Origin of the sequence: Zestomonas carbonaria (genome assembly GCF_904061905.1) — a bacterium.
In the GTDB taxonomy this organism is placed as follows: Bacteria; Pseudomonadota; Gammaproteobacteria; order Pseudomonadales; family Pseudomonadaceae; genus Aquipseudomonas; species Aquipseudomonas carbonaria.
The window spans coordinates 1-14,629 of record NZ_CAJFCI010000094.1 but is presented as its reverse complement, the minus strand read 5'-3'; the positions used below and the strand labels follow the sequence as shown (position 1 = coordinate 14,629).

Sequence of the window (14,629 nt, the reverse complement as noted above, 5' to 3'; positions counted from 1 at the left end):
CTTCGGGCAACCCGGCAGCACCAATACGCTGAGGATCGAGACGTTGCCGTGAAGGCCATGGCGCAGGTGGAGAGTGGAGCCGAGGTTCCACCCCGAGCGAGTATAACCCTCGGCCCTCTCCCCCGGCCCCTCTCCCATGAATGGGAGCGGGGAGCCACCTCGTAGCCCGGATGCAATCCGGAGTACCACGTAGGGTGCGCCGTGCGCACCGATCCGGAAGCACCTCCGAGTGTGCCGGCGAACGCCATACGCAGCCCCAGGCGAGCGGTGCGCGCGGCGCACCCTACAAACTACTTCCACCCTTCCAGGCGCATGGTGGCCCGCACCAGGCGCTGTTCTTCCTGTTCGATCTCCCGCAGGTTGTCGCGCACGCTGTTGATGTGTTCGCGGGCGGCGCGTTGGGCCTGTTCCGGCAGGCGTTCGATCACCGCGTGGTAGAGCCGGGTGTGCTGGCGGTCGATCTGCCGTTTCTGGGCCGGGCGGTGGTAGAGGTTGTTCACCGAAGCGAACACCGTGCTCAGCATCAGTTCGCTGAGCGATTGCAGGGTATGCACCAGCACCGGGTTGTGCGAGGCCTCGCTGATCGCCCGGTGGAAAGCGTGGTCGCGGCGCGCGTGCTCGCGGGGATCGAGCGGCTGCGGTTCGTCGTAGGCGGCGAGCATGTCTTCGTAGCGGCGCTTGATCATGATCAGGTCGGCCTCGGTGGCGCGCAGCGCGGCCAGGCGCGCGGACTCCCCTTCGAGCAGGGCCCTCACCTCAAGCAGGTCGTAGAGCGTGCGCGGCTGCGAGCTGAACAGGTGCATCAGCGGCGTGGCGTCGTTGGCCCGGTTCAGGTCGGCGACGAACGATCCCCGCCCCTGTTCGGTATCGACGATGCCGCGCCCACGCAGCACCCGCAGCCCCTCGCGCAACGCCGAGCGCGAGCAACCGAGCTTCTCCACCAGTCGCCGTTCGGAAGGCAACGCCTGGCCGACCTTGAGCACCCCATCGACGATCAATCGCTCGATGCGTTCCGCCACCTGGTCGGCAACCCGGGGCCTGCTCTGCTGACCGCTGTCCATCGAACCCCTCCAAACTGGTAGGACCAGTAATCATCCAAGTGAAAACTACAGCACACCCTACTCGCCAGAATGCTGCATTTCCAGGCTTTCAAGGGATTCAGGGCAGTAAAAACTGGTAGGACCAGTACTGCGACAGATGGACGCAGGAAAGCCGCGTGATCCAACCTCCTTCTGCCTGAGGCTCAGCGAGCCCGGCCCGGATCCACGCCTCCCTGCCTGCAGTCACGACCCGAGGCCGGCTCCGAGAACAATAAAACCAGACCGTGTGAGCCAGCATGAACATTCTCTACGACGAACGCGTCGATGGCGTACTGCCCAAAGTGGACAAGGCCGCCCTGCTTGCCGAGCTGCGCGAAGCCCTGCCCGACCTGGAAGTCCTGCACAGCCAGGAAGACCTGAAACCCTACGAATGCGACGGCCTCTCGGCCTACCGCACCGTGCCGATGCTGGTGGTGCTGCCCGAGCGCGTCGAGCAGGTGCAGGCGCTGCTCAAGCTCTGCCATGCCCGCAACGTGCCGGTGGTCGCCCGTGGCGCCGGCACCGGCCTGTCCGGCGGCGCGCTGCCGCTGGAACAGGGCATCCTGCTGGTGATGGCGCGCTTCAACCGGATCATCGAGGTGAACCCCGAAGGCCGCTTCGCCCGCGTCCAGCCCGGCGTACGCAACCTGGCCATCTCCCAGGCGGCGGCGCCCTTCGAACTCTACTACGCGCCGGACCCCTCCTCGCAGATCGCCTGCTCCATCGGCGGCAACGTCGCGGAGAACGCCGGCGGCGTGCACTGCCTGAAATACGGCCTGACCGTGCACAACCTGCTCAAGGTCGACATCCTGACCATCGAAGGCGAGCCAATGACCCTCGGCAGCGATGCCCTGGACGCACCGGGCTTCGACCTGCTGGCCCTGTTCACCGGCTCGGAAGGCATGCTCGGCATCGTCACCGAGGTCACCGTCAAGCTGCTGCCCAAGCCGCAGGTGGCGCGGGTGCTGCTGGCCAGCTTCGATTCGGTGGAAAAGGCCGGCCGAGCGGTGGGCGACATCATCGCCGCCGGCATCATCCCCGGCGGCCTGGAGATGATGGACAACCTGTCGATCCGCGCGGCGGAAGACTTCATCCACGCCGGCTACCCGGTGGACGCGGCGGCCATCCTGCTCTGCGAGCTGGACGGCGTCGAGGCCGACGTGCAGGACGACTGCGAGCGGGTCGAGGCGGTGCTCAAGGCGGCCGGCGCCACCGATGTCCGGCTGGCCTGCGACGAAGCCGAGCGCGCCCGTTTCTGGGCCGGCCGCAAGAACGCCTTCCCGGCGGTCGGGCGCATCTCGCCGGACTACTACTGCATGGACGGCACCATCCCGCGCCGCGAGCTGCCACGGGTGCTCAACGGCATCGCCGAGCTGTCCGAGGAATACGGCCTGCGCGTGGCCAACGTGTTCCACGCCGGCGACGGCAACATGCACCCGCTGATCCTCTTCGATGCCAACGTCCCCGGCGAGCTGGAGCGTGCCGAGGCCATCGGCGGCAAGATCCTCGAACTCTGCGTCGAAGTCGGCGGCAGCATCACCGGCGAGCACGGCGTGGGGCGCGAGAAGATCAACCAGATGTGTGCCCAGTTCAACAGCGACGAGCTGACCCTGTTCCACGCGGTGAAGGCGGCCTTCGACCCACAGGGCCTGCTCAACCCCGGCAAGAACATCCCGACCCTGCACCGCTGTGCCGAGTTCGGCGCCATGCACGTGCACCACGGCCAGTTGCCCTTCCCTGAACTGGAGCGTTTCTGATGCGACACGATCACGACGCCAGCGCGGCGCTGCTGGAACAGGTCAACTACGCCCTCAACGAGCGCGTCGCGCTGCGCATCCAGGGCGGCAACAGCAAATCCTTCCTCGGCCGCCCGGTGAGCGGCGAGGTGCTCGACACCCGCGCCCATCGCGGCATCGTCAGCTACGACCCGACCGAACTGGTGCTGACCGCCCGCGCCGGCACGTCGCTCAGCGAGATCGAGGCGGCGCTGGACGCCGCCGGGCAGATGCTGCCCTGCGAGCCGCCGCACCTGGGCATCGGTGCCACCCTTGGCGGCGTGGTCGCCGCCGGTCTGTCCGGCCCGCGCCGGCCCTGGGCCGGTTCGGTGCGCGACTACGTGCTCGGCACCCGGGTGATCACCGGCCACGGCAAGCTGCTGCGTTTCGGCGGCGAGGTGATGAAGAACGTCGCCGGCTACGACCTGTCGCGCCTGCTGGCCGGCAGTTTCGGCTGCCTCGGCGTGCTCACCGAGGTATCCCTCAAGGTGCTGCCCAAGCCGCGGCAGTGCGTCAGCCTGCGCCTGGAGATGGACGTCCACCAGGCCCTCGGCGAACTCGCCGAATGGGGTCAGCAGCCGATCCCGATCAGCGCCGCCTGCCATGACGGCCAGGCGCTGCATCTGCGCCTGGAAGGCGGCGAAGGCTCGGTGCAGTCGGCCCGCCAGCGCCTTGGCGGCGAGGAGATCGACAGCAGCTACTGGCAGGACCTGCGCGAGCAGCGCCTGGCCTTCTTCGCCAATCCCGCGCCGCTGTGGCGCCTGTCGCTGCCGAACAACACCGCGCCGCTGGCCTTGCCCGGCGAGCAGTTGATCGATTGGGGTGGCGCCCAGCGCTGGCTCAAGTCCGACGCCGATGCCGCGCTGATCCGCCACACGGTCGCCGAGGTCGGCGGCCACGCGACCCGCTACGGCGCCGGCGACGACCCGTTCCCGCCGCTGGCCGCGCCGCTGCTGCGCTACCACCGGAACCTCAAGCACCAGCTCGACCCCCAGGGGATCTTCAACCCCGGCCGCATGTACGCGGAAGTCTGAGAACAGTCATGCAAACCAATCTGAGCGAACAAGCCAAGCGCCTGCCCCGCGCCGAAGAGGCCGAGAGCATCCTGCGCTCCTGCGTGCACTGCGGTTTCTGCACCGCCACCTGCCCCACCTATCAACTGCTGGGCGACGAACTGGATGGCCCGCGCGGGCGCATCTACCTGATCAAGCAAGTGCTGGAAGGCCAGGAAGTCACCGCCAAGACCCAGTTGCACCTGGACCGCTGCCTGACCTGCCGCAACTGCGAAACCACCTGCCCCTCCGGCGTGCAGTACCACAACCTGCTGGATATCGGCCGCGCCGTGGTCGAGGAATACGTGCCGCGACCGCTCGGCGAGCGGGTGCTGCGCGAAAGCCTGCGCACCGTGGTGCCGCGCCCGGCGCTGTTCAAGGCGCTGACCCAGGTCGGCCAGGCGTTTCGCCCGCTGCTGCCGGCAACCCTGAAGAGCAAGCTGCCGCGCCAGCCACACCCGGCCAAGCCGCGTCCGCAAACGCAGCACGCGCGCCGCGTGCTGATGCTCGAAGGCTGCGTGCAGCCCGCCCTGTCGCCCAACACCAACGCCGCCGCCGCGCGGGTGCTGGATCGCCTGGGCATCAGCGTCGAGCCCGCCCGCGAGGCCGGCTGCTGCGGCGCCGTGGACTACCACCTCAACGCCCAGGACAAGGGGCTGGAGCGTGCCCGGCGCAACATCGACGCCTGGTGGCCGGCCATCGAGGCCGGCGCCGAAGCCATCGTGCAGACCGCCAGCGGCTGCGGCGCCTTCGTCCGCGACTACGGCCACCTGCTGGAGAACGACCCGGCCTACGCCGCCAAGGCGAAACGGGTCAGCGAACTGGCCAAGGACCTGGTGGAAGTACTGCGCGCCGAGCCGCTGGAAGAGCTCGGTATCAATGGCGACAGGCGCCTGGCCTTCCACTGCCCCTGCACCCTGCAGCACGCCCAGAAGCTCGGCGGCGCGGTGGAGGGCGTACTGACCCGACTCGGCTTCAGCCTCACCAGCGTGCCGGACAGCCACCTGTGCTGCGGCTCGGCCGGCACCTATTCGCTGACCCAGCCGGAGCTGTCGCGGCAACTGCGCGACAACAAGCTGAACGCGCTGGAAAGCGGCAAGCCCGAGGTGATCGTCACCGCCAACATCGGCTGCCAGACCCACCTCGACGGCGCCGGCCGCACCCCGGTGCGCCATTGGATCGAGCTGGTGGAAGAGGCGATTGGATGAGCCCGACATCTGTAGCCCGGATGCAATCCGGGACGGCGGGACTCCCGGATTGCATCCGGGCTACGAAGTGAATCAATCGGAGAAAGACATGCACCACAAAGCAGTACTGACCCAGACCGAAGTCGCCCGCATCCTCGCCGCCGCGCGCGCCGAGGCCCAGCGCAACCAGTGGGCGGTGGCCATCGCCGTGGTCGACGACGGCGGCCATCCGCTGGCCCTGGAGCGCCTCGACGGCTGCGCTCCGGTCGGCGCCTACATCGCCACCGAGAAGGCCCGCAGCGCTGCCATCGGCCGGCGCGAGACCAAGGGCTACGAGGAGATGGTCAACGGCGGCCGCACCGCGTTCGTCAGCGCCCCGCTGCTGACCTCGCTGGAAGGCGGCGTGCCGGTGCTGGTCGATGGCCAGGTGGTCGGCGCGGTGGGTGTGTCCGGGGTCAAGGCCGAACAGGACGCCCAGGTGGCCAAGGCCGGGATTGCGGCCCTGTAACAGCCGCCGACGAATGACCTTGCGATAAGAAATACCGCCGCCCCTCACCCCCGGCCCCTCTCCCGGGGGTGAGGGGCGCATATGGAACAGGAGAAAAGAGAATGACCGAGCGCGTGCACTGCCAGCGCCTGCAAGTGGCCAGCAACTTCAAACGCTTCATCGACGACGAGGTGCTGCCGGGAACCGGTGTCGCCGTCGAGACCTTCTGGAGCGGCTTCGATGCCCTGGTGCACGACCTGGCGCCGCAGAACCGCGCCCTGCTGGCCGAGCGCGATCGCCTGCAGAGCGAGCTGGATGCCTGGCACCGCGCCCATCCCGGCCCTGTCGAGGACATGACCGCCTACCGGACCTTCCTCGAATCCATCGGCTACCTGCTGCCGCAGCCCGATCAGGTGCGGGTCGGCACTGCCAACGTCGACAGCGAGATCGCCGTGCAGGCCGGCCCGCAACTGGTGGTGCCGGTGATGAACGCGCGCTACGCGCTGAACGCCGCCAACGCCCGCTGGGGCTCTCTGTACGACGCCCTGTACGGCACCGACGCGATCCCCGAGGACGGCGGCGCCGAAAAAGGCCCCGGCTACAACGAAGTACGCGGCGCGCGGGTGATCGCCTTCGCCCGCGCCTTCCTCGACCAGGCCGCGCCGCTGGCCAGCGGCAGCCACGCCGACGCCAGCGCCTACGCCATCGTCGACGGCGACCTGCGCGTGAGCCTGCGCGACGGCAGCCAGACCAGCCTCGCCCAGCCGGAGAAATTCGTCGGCTACCAGGGCACCGCCAAAGCGCCCGGCGCCGTGCTGCTGAAGAACAACGGCCTGCACTTCGAGATCCAGATCGACCGCGAAAGCCCCATCGGCCGCACCGACGCCGCCGGCGTCAAGGACGTGCTGCTGGAAGCCGCGCTGACCACCATCATGGACTGCGAGGACTCGGTGGCCGCCGTCGACGCCGACGACAAGGTAGTGGTCTACCGCAACTGGCTGGGCCTGATGAAGGGCGATCTCGCCGAAACCCTGGAAAAAGGCGGCAAGACCATCGTCCGCCGGCTGAACCCGGATCGCGTCTACACCGGCGCCGACGGTGCCGAGCTGGTCCTGCACGGCCGCAGCCTGCTGTTCGTGCGCAACGTCGGCCACCTGATGACCAACCCGGCGATCCTCGACGGCGAAGGCAACGAGATTCCCGAGGGCATCCTCGACGCGGTGGTCACCAGCACCATCGCCCTGCACGACCTCCAGCGTCGCGGCAACTCGCGCAGCGGCTCGGTGTACATCGTCAAGCCGAAGATGCACGGCCCCACCGAAGTGGCCTTCGCCGACCAGTTGTTCGGCCGCGTCGAGGACCTGCTCGGCCTGCCGCGCCACACCCTGAAGATGGGCATCATGGACGAGGAGCGGCGCACCAGCGTCAACCTCAAGGCCTGCATCGCGGCGGCCAAGGACCGCGTGGCCTTCATCAACACCGGCTTCCTCGACCGCACCGGCGACGAGATGCACACCGCCATGGAAGCCGGCGCCATGCTGCGCAAGGGCGACATGAAGTCCACCCCGTGGATCACCGCCTATGAGCGCAACAACGTGCTGGTCGGCCTGGCTTGCGGCCTGCGCGGCCGGGCGCAGATCGGCAAGGGCATGTGGGCCATGCCCGACCTGATGGCGGCCATGCTCGAACAGAAGATCGGCCATCCCAAGGCTGGCGCCAACACCGCCTGGGTCCCCTCGCCCACCGCCGCCACCCTGCACGCCCTGCACTACCACAAGGTCGACGTGCAGGCCGTGCAGCGCGAACTGGAACTCATCGACCTCGCCAGCCAGCGCGACGGCCTGCTGCGCGACCTGCTCAGCGTGCCGGTGGCCGCCGCGCGCGACTGGAGCGCCGCCGATATCCAGGAGGAGCTGGACAACAACTGCCAGGGCATCCTCGGATACGTGGTGCGCTGGGTCGAACAGGGCGTCGGCTGCTCCAAGGTGCCGGACATCCACGACGTCGGCCTGATGGAGGACCGCGCCACCCTGCGCATCTCCAGCCAGCACATCGCCAACTGGCTGCACCACGGCGTGGTGAACGAAGAACAGGTCCGCGAGACCTTGCGGCGCATGGCCAGGGTGGTGGACGGACAGAACGCCGGCGACCCGGCCTACCGGCCGATGGCTCCGGACTTCGACGGCTCCCACGCGTTCCGCGCGGCCTGCGACCTGGTGTTCAAGGGCCGCGAGCAGCCCAGCGGCTACACCGAACCGCTACTGCATGCCTGGCGCCTGCGCTTCAAGCGGGAAGCATGACGAACAGCCCCGGTACGCAATGCGTGCCGGGGCTTTTCCGATGTCGGGTAAATCCCGTCCACGACAACAAGAAGAGGAACCGCCCAATGAACCGCGCCCCGCCATCCCGTCATACGACCGATCCACCAGCGGCCCGGCTCGCCGCTGAAGCTCCACCCATGCATCCACAACAATAAGGGACAACCCCCATGGAAACCTGGCAGCAGATATACACCCCGCTCGGCAGCCTCGGTCTGTCGGCACTCGCGGCACTCGTGCCAATCATCTTCTTCTTCCTTGCCCTTGCCGTGTTCCGTCTCAAAGGCCACGTCGCCGGCACCATCACCCTGGCGCTGTCGCTGCTGGTGGCGATCTTCGTCTACCAGATGCCCGCCGACATGGCCTTCGCCGCCGCCGGCTACGGCTTCGCCTACGGACTCTGGCCGATCGCCTGGATCATCGTCGCCGCCGTGTTCCTCTACAAGCTGACGGTGAAGAGCGGCCAGTTCGAGATCATCCGCAGCTCGGTGCTGTCGATCACCGGCGACCAGCGCCTGCAAGTGGTGCTGATCGGCTTCTCGTTCGGCGCCTTCCTGGAAGGCGCGGCCGGCTTCGGCGCACCGGTGGCGATCACCGCCGCCCTGCTCGTCGGCCTCGGCTTCAACCCGCTGTACGCCGCCGGCCTGTGCCTGATCGCCAATACCGCCCCGGTGGCCTTCGGCGCCCTGGGCATCCCGATCATCGTCGCCGGCCAGGTCTCGGGCATCGATCCCTTCGACATCGGCGCCATGGCCGGCCGCCAGTTACCGATCCTCTCGGTCATCGTGCCGTTCTGGCTGGTGGCGATGATGGACGGCTGGCGCGGCATCCGGGAAACCTGGCCGGCCCTGCTGGTCGCCGGCGTCAGCTTCGCCATCAGCCAGTACCTGACCTCCAACTTCATCGGCCCGGAACTGCCGGACATCACCTCGGCGCTGCTCAGCATGGTGTGCCTGACCCTGTTCCTGAAGGTCTGGCAGCCGAAGGCCGCCCGCGAGCAGGAAATCGCCGGCATCAACGCCGACGGCAGCGCCGTGCTCGGTGGCTTCGGCGGCGCGCGCAGCGAGTCGCCCTACAGCTTCGGCCAGATCCTCAAGGCCTGGTCGCCGTTCCTGATTCTCACCGTGCTGGTAACGATCTGGACCATGAAGCCGTTCAAGGCCATGTTCGCCCCCGGTGGCGCGCTGGAAAGCTGGGTGTTCATGTTCGCCATCCCGCACCTCGACCAACTGGTGATGAAGGCCGCGCCGATCGTCTCCAGCGCGACCGCGATGCCGGCCGTGTACAAGTTCGACCTGGTGTCGGCGAGCGGTACCGCGATCTTCCTGTCGGGCCTGCTGTCGATGCTGGTCCTGCGCATCGACCTCAAGAGCGGCCTGGTGACCTTCAAGGAAACCCTGGTCGAACTGCGCTGGCCGGTCCTGTCCATCGGCATGGTGCTGGCCTTCGCCTTCGTCACCAACTTCTCCGGCATGTCCACCACCCTGGCCCTGGTACTGGCCGGCACCGGCGCGGCGTTCCCGTTCTTCTCGCCGTTCCTCGGCTGGCTGGGCGTGTTCCTGACCGGTTCGGACACCTCGTCCAACGCCCTGTTCGGCTCGCTGCAGGCCACCACCGCGCACCAGATCGGCGTCTCCGACACCCTGATGGTCGCGGCCAACACCACTGGCGGCGTGACCGGCAAGATGATCTCGCCGCAATCCATCGCCGTGGCCTGCGCCGCCACCGGCATGGTCGGTCGCGAGTCGGACCTGTTCCGCTTCACCCTGAAGCACAGCCTGATCTTCGCGGCCTTCATCGGCCTGATCACCCTGGCCCAGGCCTACGTGTTCACCGGCATGATCGTGAAGTGAAAACCACGGAGCCGGTGCCGGATCGTCTCCGGCGCCGGTTCCGGGGAATCAGGCGGCAGGTTTGCCCAACTGCCGCTCGATCGCCTCGTCGAGCCAGTGCATGGCATCGCGCAGGGCCGAGCCCGCCTGCCTGATATCCGCCTCCTCCCGCCCTTGCTTGCACACCATCTCCAGGCGCTCGCAAGCTTCCAGCAGCGGCCTGATCCTGGCCATCCGGGCGCCGCCCTTCACGCGATGGGCAAGCTCGGCCAGTCCTTGGCAATCCACGCCCTGCATGAGCGTCGATAGCCGTTCCAGGTCTTCCCGGTTGCTCTGGGCAAGATCGCCCAGCAATCTGCGGATCAGGTCGGCATTGCCCCGCGAGAGCCGCTCCAGGTTGCTCAGGTCCAGCTCGTCGCCCAGCGCATCCTCCTCCTCGGCTTCCTCCGCCAGCATGCATACCCGGGGCTCCACGTTCGCCAGCCGCTGCTTCAAGGCATCGAGCGTGAGGGGCTTGAACAGGCAATCGTCCATGCCCGCCTCCAAGCAACGCTGGCGCTCCTCCGGTTGAGCCGTCGCGGTATATCCGATCACCAGGCAGCGGCTCCGGTCCTCGACCTGCTCCCGCTCGCGGATCGCGCGCGCGAGTTCGAATCCATTCATGACCGGCATGTTGCAGTCGATGACCGCCACGTCGAAGTGGCCGCTCTCCCAGACAGTCAGACCTTGCACGCCATCCACCGCCTCGGTGACGCGGTGCCCGAGGAAACCCAGTTGCTCGGCCAGCAGCAAGCGGTTCGCCGGGTAGTCGTCGACGATGAGGATGTTCAGGCTGGGCGCATCGTCGACCGGAGCGTTCTCCGCCGCCAGCGCTGGCGCCGGGAGTTTCTCCAGAAGCTGCAGGTCCAGCAGGACCTCGACTTGCGTCCCCTCGTTCAGCTCGCTGCGCAGGCACAGTTCGCCGCCCATCATTTCGCAGAGGGTCCGGCTGATGATCAGGCCCAGTCCCGAGCTGTTGCGTGAAGGCTGCCTGTTGTTGCTGGCCTGGCTGAACGGCGCGAACAGGCGCTGCTGGTCCTCCTGGGAAATCCCCTGCCCGGTGTCCACCACGCTGATCCGCAGGCTCAGGCGCTGGTCTTCCTGCAGAGACCCGTCCACGATCATCCGTACCCCGCCTCTCGACGTGTACTTGATCGCATTGCTCACCAGGTTCGACAGTATCTGCTTGAACCGCAGCGGATCGATCAGGACGTCCCGGTCGATGTCGCAGTGCCACTCCAGCGTCAGCCCGAGGGTCTTCTGCCGCGCCATGCCCTCGAACACCCGGACCACCGACTCGACGAGCCTGCGCAGGTTGGCCCGCTCGGGCGTGATCGACAGGCGTCCGGTCTCGATCCTGGCGATGTCGAGAATCTCGCCGATCAGATCCAGCAAGCCGCGCGCGGACTCCGCCGCCACGTCCAGGGCGAGACGATCCAGGATTCCCTGCTCCGCCTTCTTCGAGGCCAGTTCGAGCATGCCGAGCACGGCATTCATCGGCGTGCGGATTTCATGGCTCATGGCCGCCAGGAAGGTGGTCTTGGCCCGGTTGGCGTCCTCGGCTTCCATCTTGGCATTCTGCAGGGCGTCCAGCAGGACCTGGCGCTCGGTGATGTCAAGCCAGCCGCCGATGATCCCGGCAACCTGGCCGCTTCTGTCCCGGTAGGGCAGCATCCAGTGGTAGATGGTGCGCATCTCCCCGTTGGCCAGCCTGACATGCCGGTCCTGGAGCAGCTCCTTGCCGTCCGCGATCACCCGTGCGTAATCCTCCTGCCACGCCTGCGCCTCGCCCGGGTCGACCAGCATGTTCTCGGTCACGGGCTTGCCGATCACCTCCTCCTTCTCCACGCCGAACACTTTCAGGTAGCTGGGGTTGGAGATGAGCAGGTTGCCCTGGCGATCGCGCACGTAGATGGGATTCGGCGTGCCGTCGATCAACACGCGCATGAACTCCAGTTGGTCGGTCAATGCGCTTTCGGCCTGCTCCCGCCGCTTTATCGACCGCCACAGGTAGAAGATGAAAACCAGCGCCAGGATCAGCAGCACGCCGGCGATGGCGATCCCCTGTATGGCCGTCGCCCCGTACCGCCCCCAGGGGCTGGTTTCGAAGACGACCGGGCCTCGCCAGCGATTGGTCAGGTCGATCACCTCTTCAGGGGAAAAGCTCAACAGGGCCTTGTTGATGATCGACAGCAGATCGGTGGTGTTTCCGTTCACCCCGAAAACCACCTGGGCCGACCGGCCGACCACCGAGGCGATGTTCAACTGTCCACTGTATTCCCGGGAAATCATGTAGCGCGCCACCAGGAGCGTCGTGACCGCCGCATCCACCTCCCCCCTGGCCAGGCTCGCCAGGGCATCGGATGCGCTGCCCACCTCGACGATCGTCACACCGGGGTGGTTCTGCCTGATGTGGGAAGCCACGTAATTGTCGGACGCGATGGACAGGCGTTTCCCGCTCATGTCATCCAGCGTTTCGGGGGCTCCCACGCCCACCCGGGTGGTCATGACGAAAGGCGTTCCCACATAGGGACGGGTGTAGACGATGCCTTCCTGCGGGCTCTGGTCGGACAGGAAGGCCGCCGCGATGTCGGCCTCGCCCCGTTTTACCTTCTCGAGCAGTTCACGGGACGACCCGGCCTTGACGATCTCGAATTGCAGCCCCGTGCGCTTGCTGATCTTGTCCAGCACGTCCGCGCTGATCCCTTGCAGGACATTGTTCTCGTCGAAGAAGGTAAAAGGCACGATATCGGGATTGACCACGACCTTCACCCGGGGGTTCTGCTTGATCCAGCGCTGCTCCGTCCAGGTCAATTGCGGGCGATCCCGGTCGAGGATGCCGATGCTGGTTCCTCCCCAACGCTGCCGGATGACCTCCCGCTCCGAATCGGGAATCGCGCCAAGCGCCTGGTTCACGACACGGACCAGCTCCTTTTCCTGGCGCAGCATCGCGAAGGAAAAGCCGCTGCTTTCCAGTTGTGCGAAGTTCATCAGCCTCAGGTTGTCGAAAAGCGTCTTGTTGATCAGGTGGTCGGAACTGATCATGTCCCCGAGATAGACGTCGACCTGCCCGAAAGCCAGCGCGCCGACGGCCATCACCGTGGAGGGATAGAGCTTGAGTTCGGCCTTGGGATAGACCGAGCGCACCACTGTCTCGGGCAGATAGTAATGAGCCATCGCGATCCGCTTGCCGGCCAGGTCTTCGGGGATCGAATGCGCCTCTCCCGCCCGCACGATCAGCATCGGCTGGTCATCGACATAGGACGACGACAGGACTATGCCCCGCTCCTGCGCATCCATGTCATTCGCGCTTCCGAGCAGGTCCACCTCGCCACGCTTCAGCGCCTCGACGGCCTCGGCGCGCGAGGAATAGGCGAGAACTTCCACCGGAACCCCCAGGAGTTCCGAGACCAGCCTTGCATAGTCGGCGGTAATGCCTTCGAGGTCCGAACTGACGGTCAGAACATCCAGGGGCGGATAACTTTCCTGGGAAACGCCCAGTTTCATCGTGCCCTTGTCCCTGAGCCACTGCCTGTCCTCGGTGCCCAGCACGAGGTCGTACCCGGCGACCGTCGAACGTCCGAGCAAACGTAAGTCGTCCTCTGGCGAGGACCAGGCGGAGGGTATGAGTCCGATCGCGACGAGAAGCCCAGCGAGAAATAGTCGCATGGCCGTCTTCTAGATCAGGCCATTGCGCTTCGCAAAGTCGGCCAGGTCCACCACCGAGGCCAATCTCAGCTTTTCGAGTACTCTCACTTTGTAAGTGCTGACGGTCTTGTTGCTCAGCAGTAGCAGTTCGGCTATTTCCTTGTTGCTCAGCCCGCGAGCCAGGTATTGCAGAACGAGCAGCTCCCGGTCCGAAAGACTGGATATCTTCTCACTCTCGCTCAGATGGCCATCGCCAAGAAAGACCGATTGTGTAGAGAGGCTCGGGAAATACGTGTAGCCGGACATGATGGCGGAAACCGCCTTGCTCAACTCGTCGATGTCATCCCCTTTCGGAATGAACCCCGAAGCCCCCGCCCGCATGCAGCGCATCGCGAAATACTCGGGAGACTGCGCGGTAAGCACCAGGACCTTCACGGGAAGCGACAGCGCGCGGAGGCGTGCCAGGACCTCCAGCCCGTCCAGCTTTGGAATGCCGATGTCCAATATGATCAGCTCGGGCTGATGATCCTGTGCCAGCCGGAGGACGTTCGCGCCATTGTCCGTCTCCGCGACCACCTGGAAACCATTCGCCTCGAGCAGGGCCCTTACACCCGATCGAATGAAAGGATGATCGTCCACGATCAAAGCCTTATGCATTGAGTACCCCTCTTCTAAAGCATGTCGACCCGCCCTGAGCACACTGGATCGCGCCTCAGGTGGAATCATAGATCACGGGAAGAAGGCTCATCCTCTGGGAAGGAAGGCCGATATCCCGTGCCCCCGGAAAATAACTTCCATATCGTGAGACCGTCCTAAAGACTTGCCACTTATTCTTCCAGGGAATAGCCACGGATTCGATAAGAGCCTTCTCCCAGCGGAAAGGATTTTTCCGAGGCGGGCAGGTTCCGGACACTCCCTCAAATCCGGTCAAGGCGAAAATCGCCTCGCACTTCAGGGACGGCCAGGATTGAATCCTGCAATTCAATTATTCCCCCTTGTTTTATTCAGCCTCGGTCGCCATCCGAACCAACTCCCGCCCTAGCAAACTTCCTCTTTTCGAATCTCTAGCCAGTTCCCATATTTCATCCCGTCAGAAATTTCCTAGCCATACAAAGACCATTCCCACCACGGGAAAGAACCTTCCCAATGTCAAGTTTCTCGGCACTCGTCAGAATTTGCCTCATACCAATCCCCCCCCACCCCCCACAGGAA

Annotated in this window: 9 protein-coding genes; 6 read left to right on the top strand and 3 right to left on the bottom strand. The window is 66.0% G+C overall.

Annotated elements, in window-relative coordinates; translation table 11 throughout:
* Positions 1-290: 290 nt before the first annotated feature.
* Complete coding sequence (gene glcC / locus PSEWESI4_RS24430) at positions 291-1,061, bottom strand: transcriptional regulator GlcC (RefSeq protein ID WP_187673843.1); 771 nt, start codon at positions 1,059-1,061, stop codon at positions 291-293.
* Between the two features lie 275 nt (positions 1,062-1,336).
* On the opposite strand from glcC, the gene glcD reads away from it, so the two are divergent.
* From glcD to PSEWESI4_RS24400, 6 genes are all read left to right on the top strand, one after another.
* Positions 1,337-2,836 (top strand): glycolate oxidase subunit GlcD, encoded by a 1,500-nt coding sequence (gene glcD, locus PSEWESI4_RS24425; protein WP_187673842.1) that lies wholly within the window; start codon positions 1,337-1,339, stop codon positions 2,834-2,836.
* Positions 2,836-3,888 (top strand): glycolate oxidase subunit GlcE, encoded by a 1,053-nt coding sequence (gene glcE, locus PSEWESI4_RS24420; RefSeq protein ID WP_187673841.1) that lies wholly within the window; start codon positions 2,836-2,838, stop codon positions 3,886-3,888. The genes glcD and glcE overlap by 1 nt, the downstream gene beginning before the upstream one ends.
* Positions 3,889-3,896: 8 nt before the next feature.
* Positions 3,897-5,114, top strand: a complete 1,218-nt coding sequence (gene glcF / locus PSEWESI4_RS24415) for a glycolate oxidase subunit GlcF (RefSeq protein WP_187673840.1) — start codon at positions 3,897-3,899, stop codon at positions 5,112-5,114.
* 88 nt (positions 5,115-5,202) lie between these two features.
* Positions 5,203-5,601: a heme-binding protein gene (locus PSEWESI4_RS24410; RefSeq protein ID WP_187673839.1), complete on the top strand. Its 399-nt coding sequence runs from the start codon at positions 5,203-5,205 to the stop codon at positions 5,599-5,601.
* A 101-nt stretch (positions 5,602-5,702) separates the two neighbouring features.
* Positions 5,703-7,880 carry a malate synthase G gene (locus tag PSEWESI4_RS24405; protein ID WP_187673838.1) on the top strand — a complete coding sequence of 726 codons (2,178 nt, stop codon included), beginning with the start codon at positions 5,703-5,705 and terminating at the stop codon, positions 7,878-7,880.
* A gap of 188 nt (positions 7,881-8,068) precedes the next feature.
* Entirely contained in the window at positions 8,069-9,751 is a 1,683-nt protein-coding gene (locus PSEWESI4_RS24400) for a lactate permease LctP family transporter (RefSeq protein ID WP_187673837.1), read from the top strand.
* A gap of 48 nt (positions 9,752-9,799) precedes the next feature.
* On the opposite strand, the gene PSEWESI4_RS24395 is transcribed toward PSEWESI4_RS24400, so the two are convergent.
* Entirely contained in the window at positions 9,800-13,438 is a 3,639-nt protein-coding gene (locus PSEWESI4_RS24395) for a transporter substrate-binding domain-containing protein (RefSeq protein WP_187673836.1), read from the bottom strand.
* Between the two features lie 9 nt (positions 13,439-13,447).
* A complete protein-coding gene (locus PSEWESI4_RS24390; protein WP_187673835.1) occupies positions 13,448-14,074 on the bottom strand; it encodes a response regulator transcription factor in 627 nt (208 codons plus the stop codon).
* Positions 14,075-14,629: the final 555 nt, after the last annotated feature.

What these genes read in the sequence shown, in the direction of transcription:
- glcC (WP_187673843.1), bottom strand. Translation starts at nt 1,061, where the DNA reads ATGGACAGCGGTCAGCAGAGCAGGCCCCGGGTTGCCGACCAGGTGGCG.
- PSEWESI4_RS24410 (WP_187673839.1), top strand. Translation starts at nt 5,203, where the DNA reads ATGCACCACAAAGCAGTACTGACCCAGACCGAAGTCGCCCGCATCCTC.
- glcE (WP_187673841.1), top strand. Translation starts at nt 2,836, where the DNA reads ATGCGACACGATCACGACGCCAGCGCGGCGCTGCTGGAACAGGTCAAC.
- glcF (WP_187673840.1), top strand. Translation starts at nt 3,897, where the DNA reads ATGCAAACCAATCTGAGCGAACAAGCCAAGCGCCTGCCCCGCGCCGAA.
- PSEWESI4_RS24405 (WP_187673838.1), top strand. Translation starts at nt 5,703, where the DNA reads ATGACCGAGCGCGTGCACTGCCAGCGCCTGCAAGTGGCCAGCAACTTC.
- PSEWESI4_RS24390 (WP_187673835.1), bottom strand. Translation starts at nt 14,074, where the DNA reads ATGCATAAGGCTTTGATCGTGGACGATCATCCTTTCATTCGATCGGGT.
- PSEWESI4_RS24395 (WP_187673836.1), bottom strand. Translation starts at nt 13,438, where the DNA reads ATGCGACTATTTCTCGCTGGGCTTCTCGTCGCGATCGGACTCATACCC.
- PSEWESI4_RS24400 (WP_187673837.1), top strand. Translation starts at nt 8,069, where the DNA reads ATGGAAACCTGGCAGCAGATATACACCCCGCTCGGCAGCCTCGGTCTG.
- glcD (WP_187673842.1), top strand. Translation starts at nt 1,337, where the DNA reads ATGAACATTCTCTACGACGAACGCGTCGATGGCGTACTGCCCAAAGTG.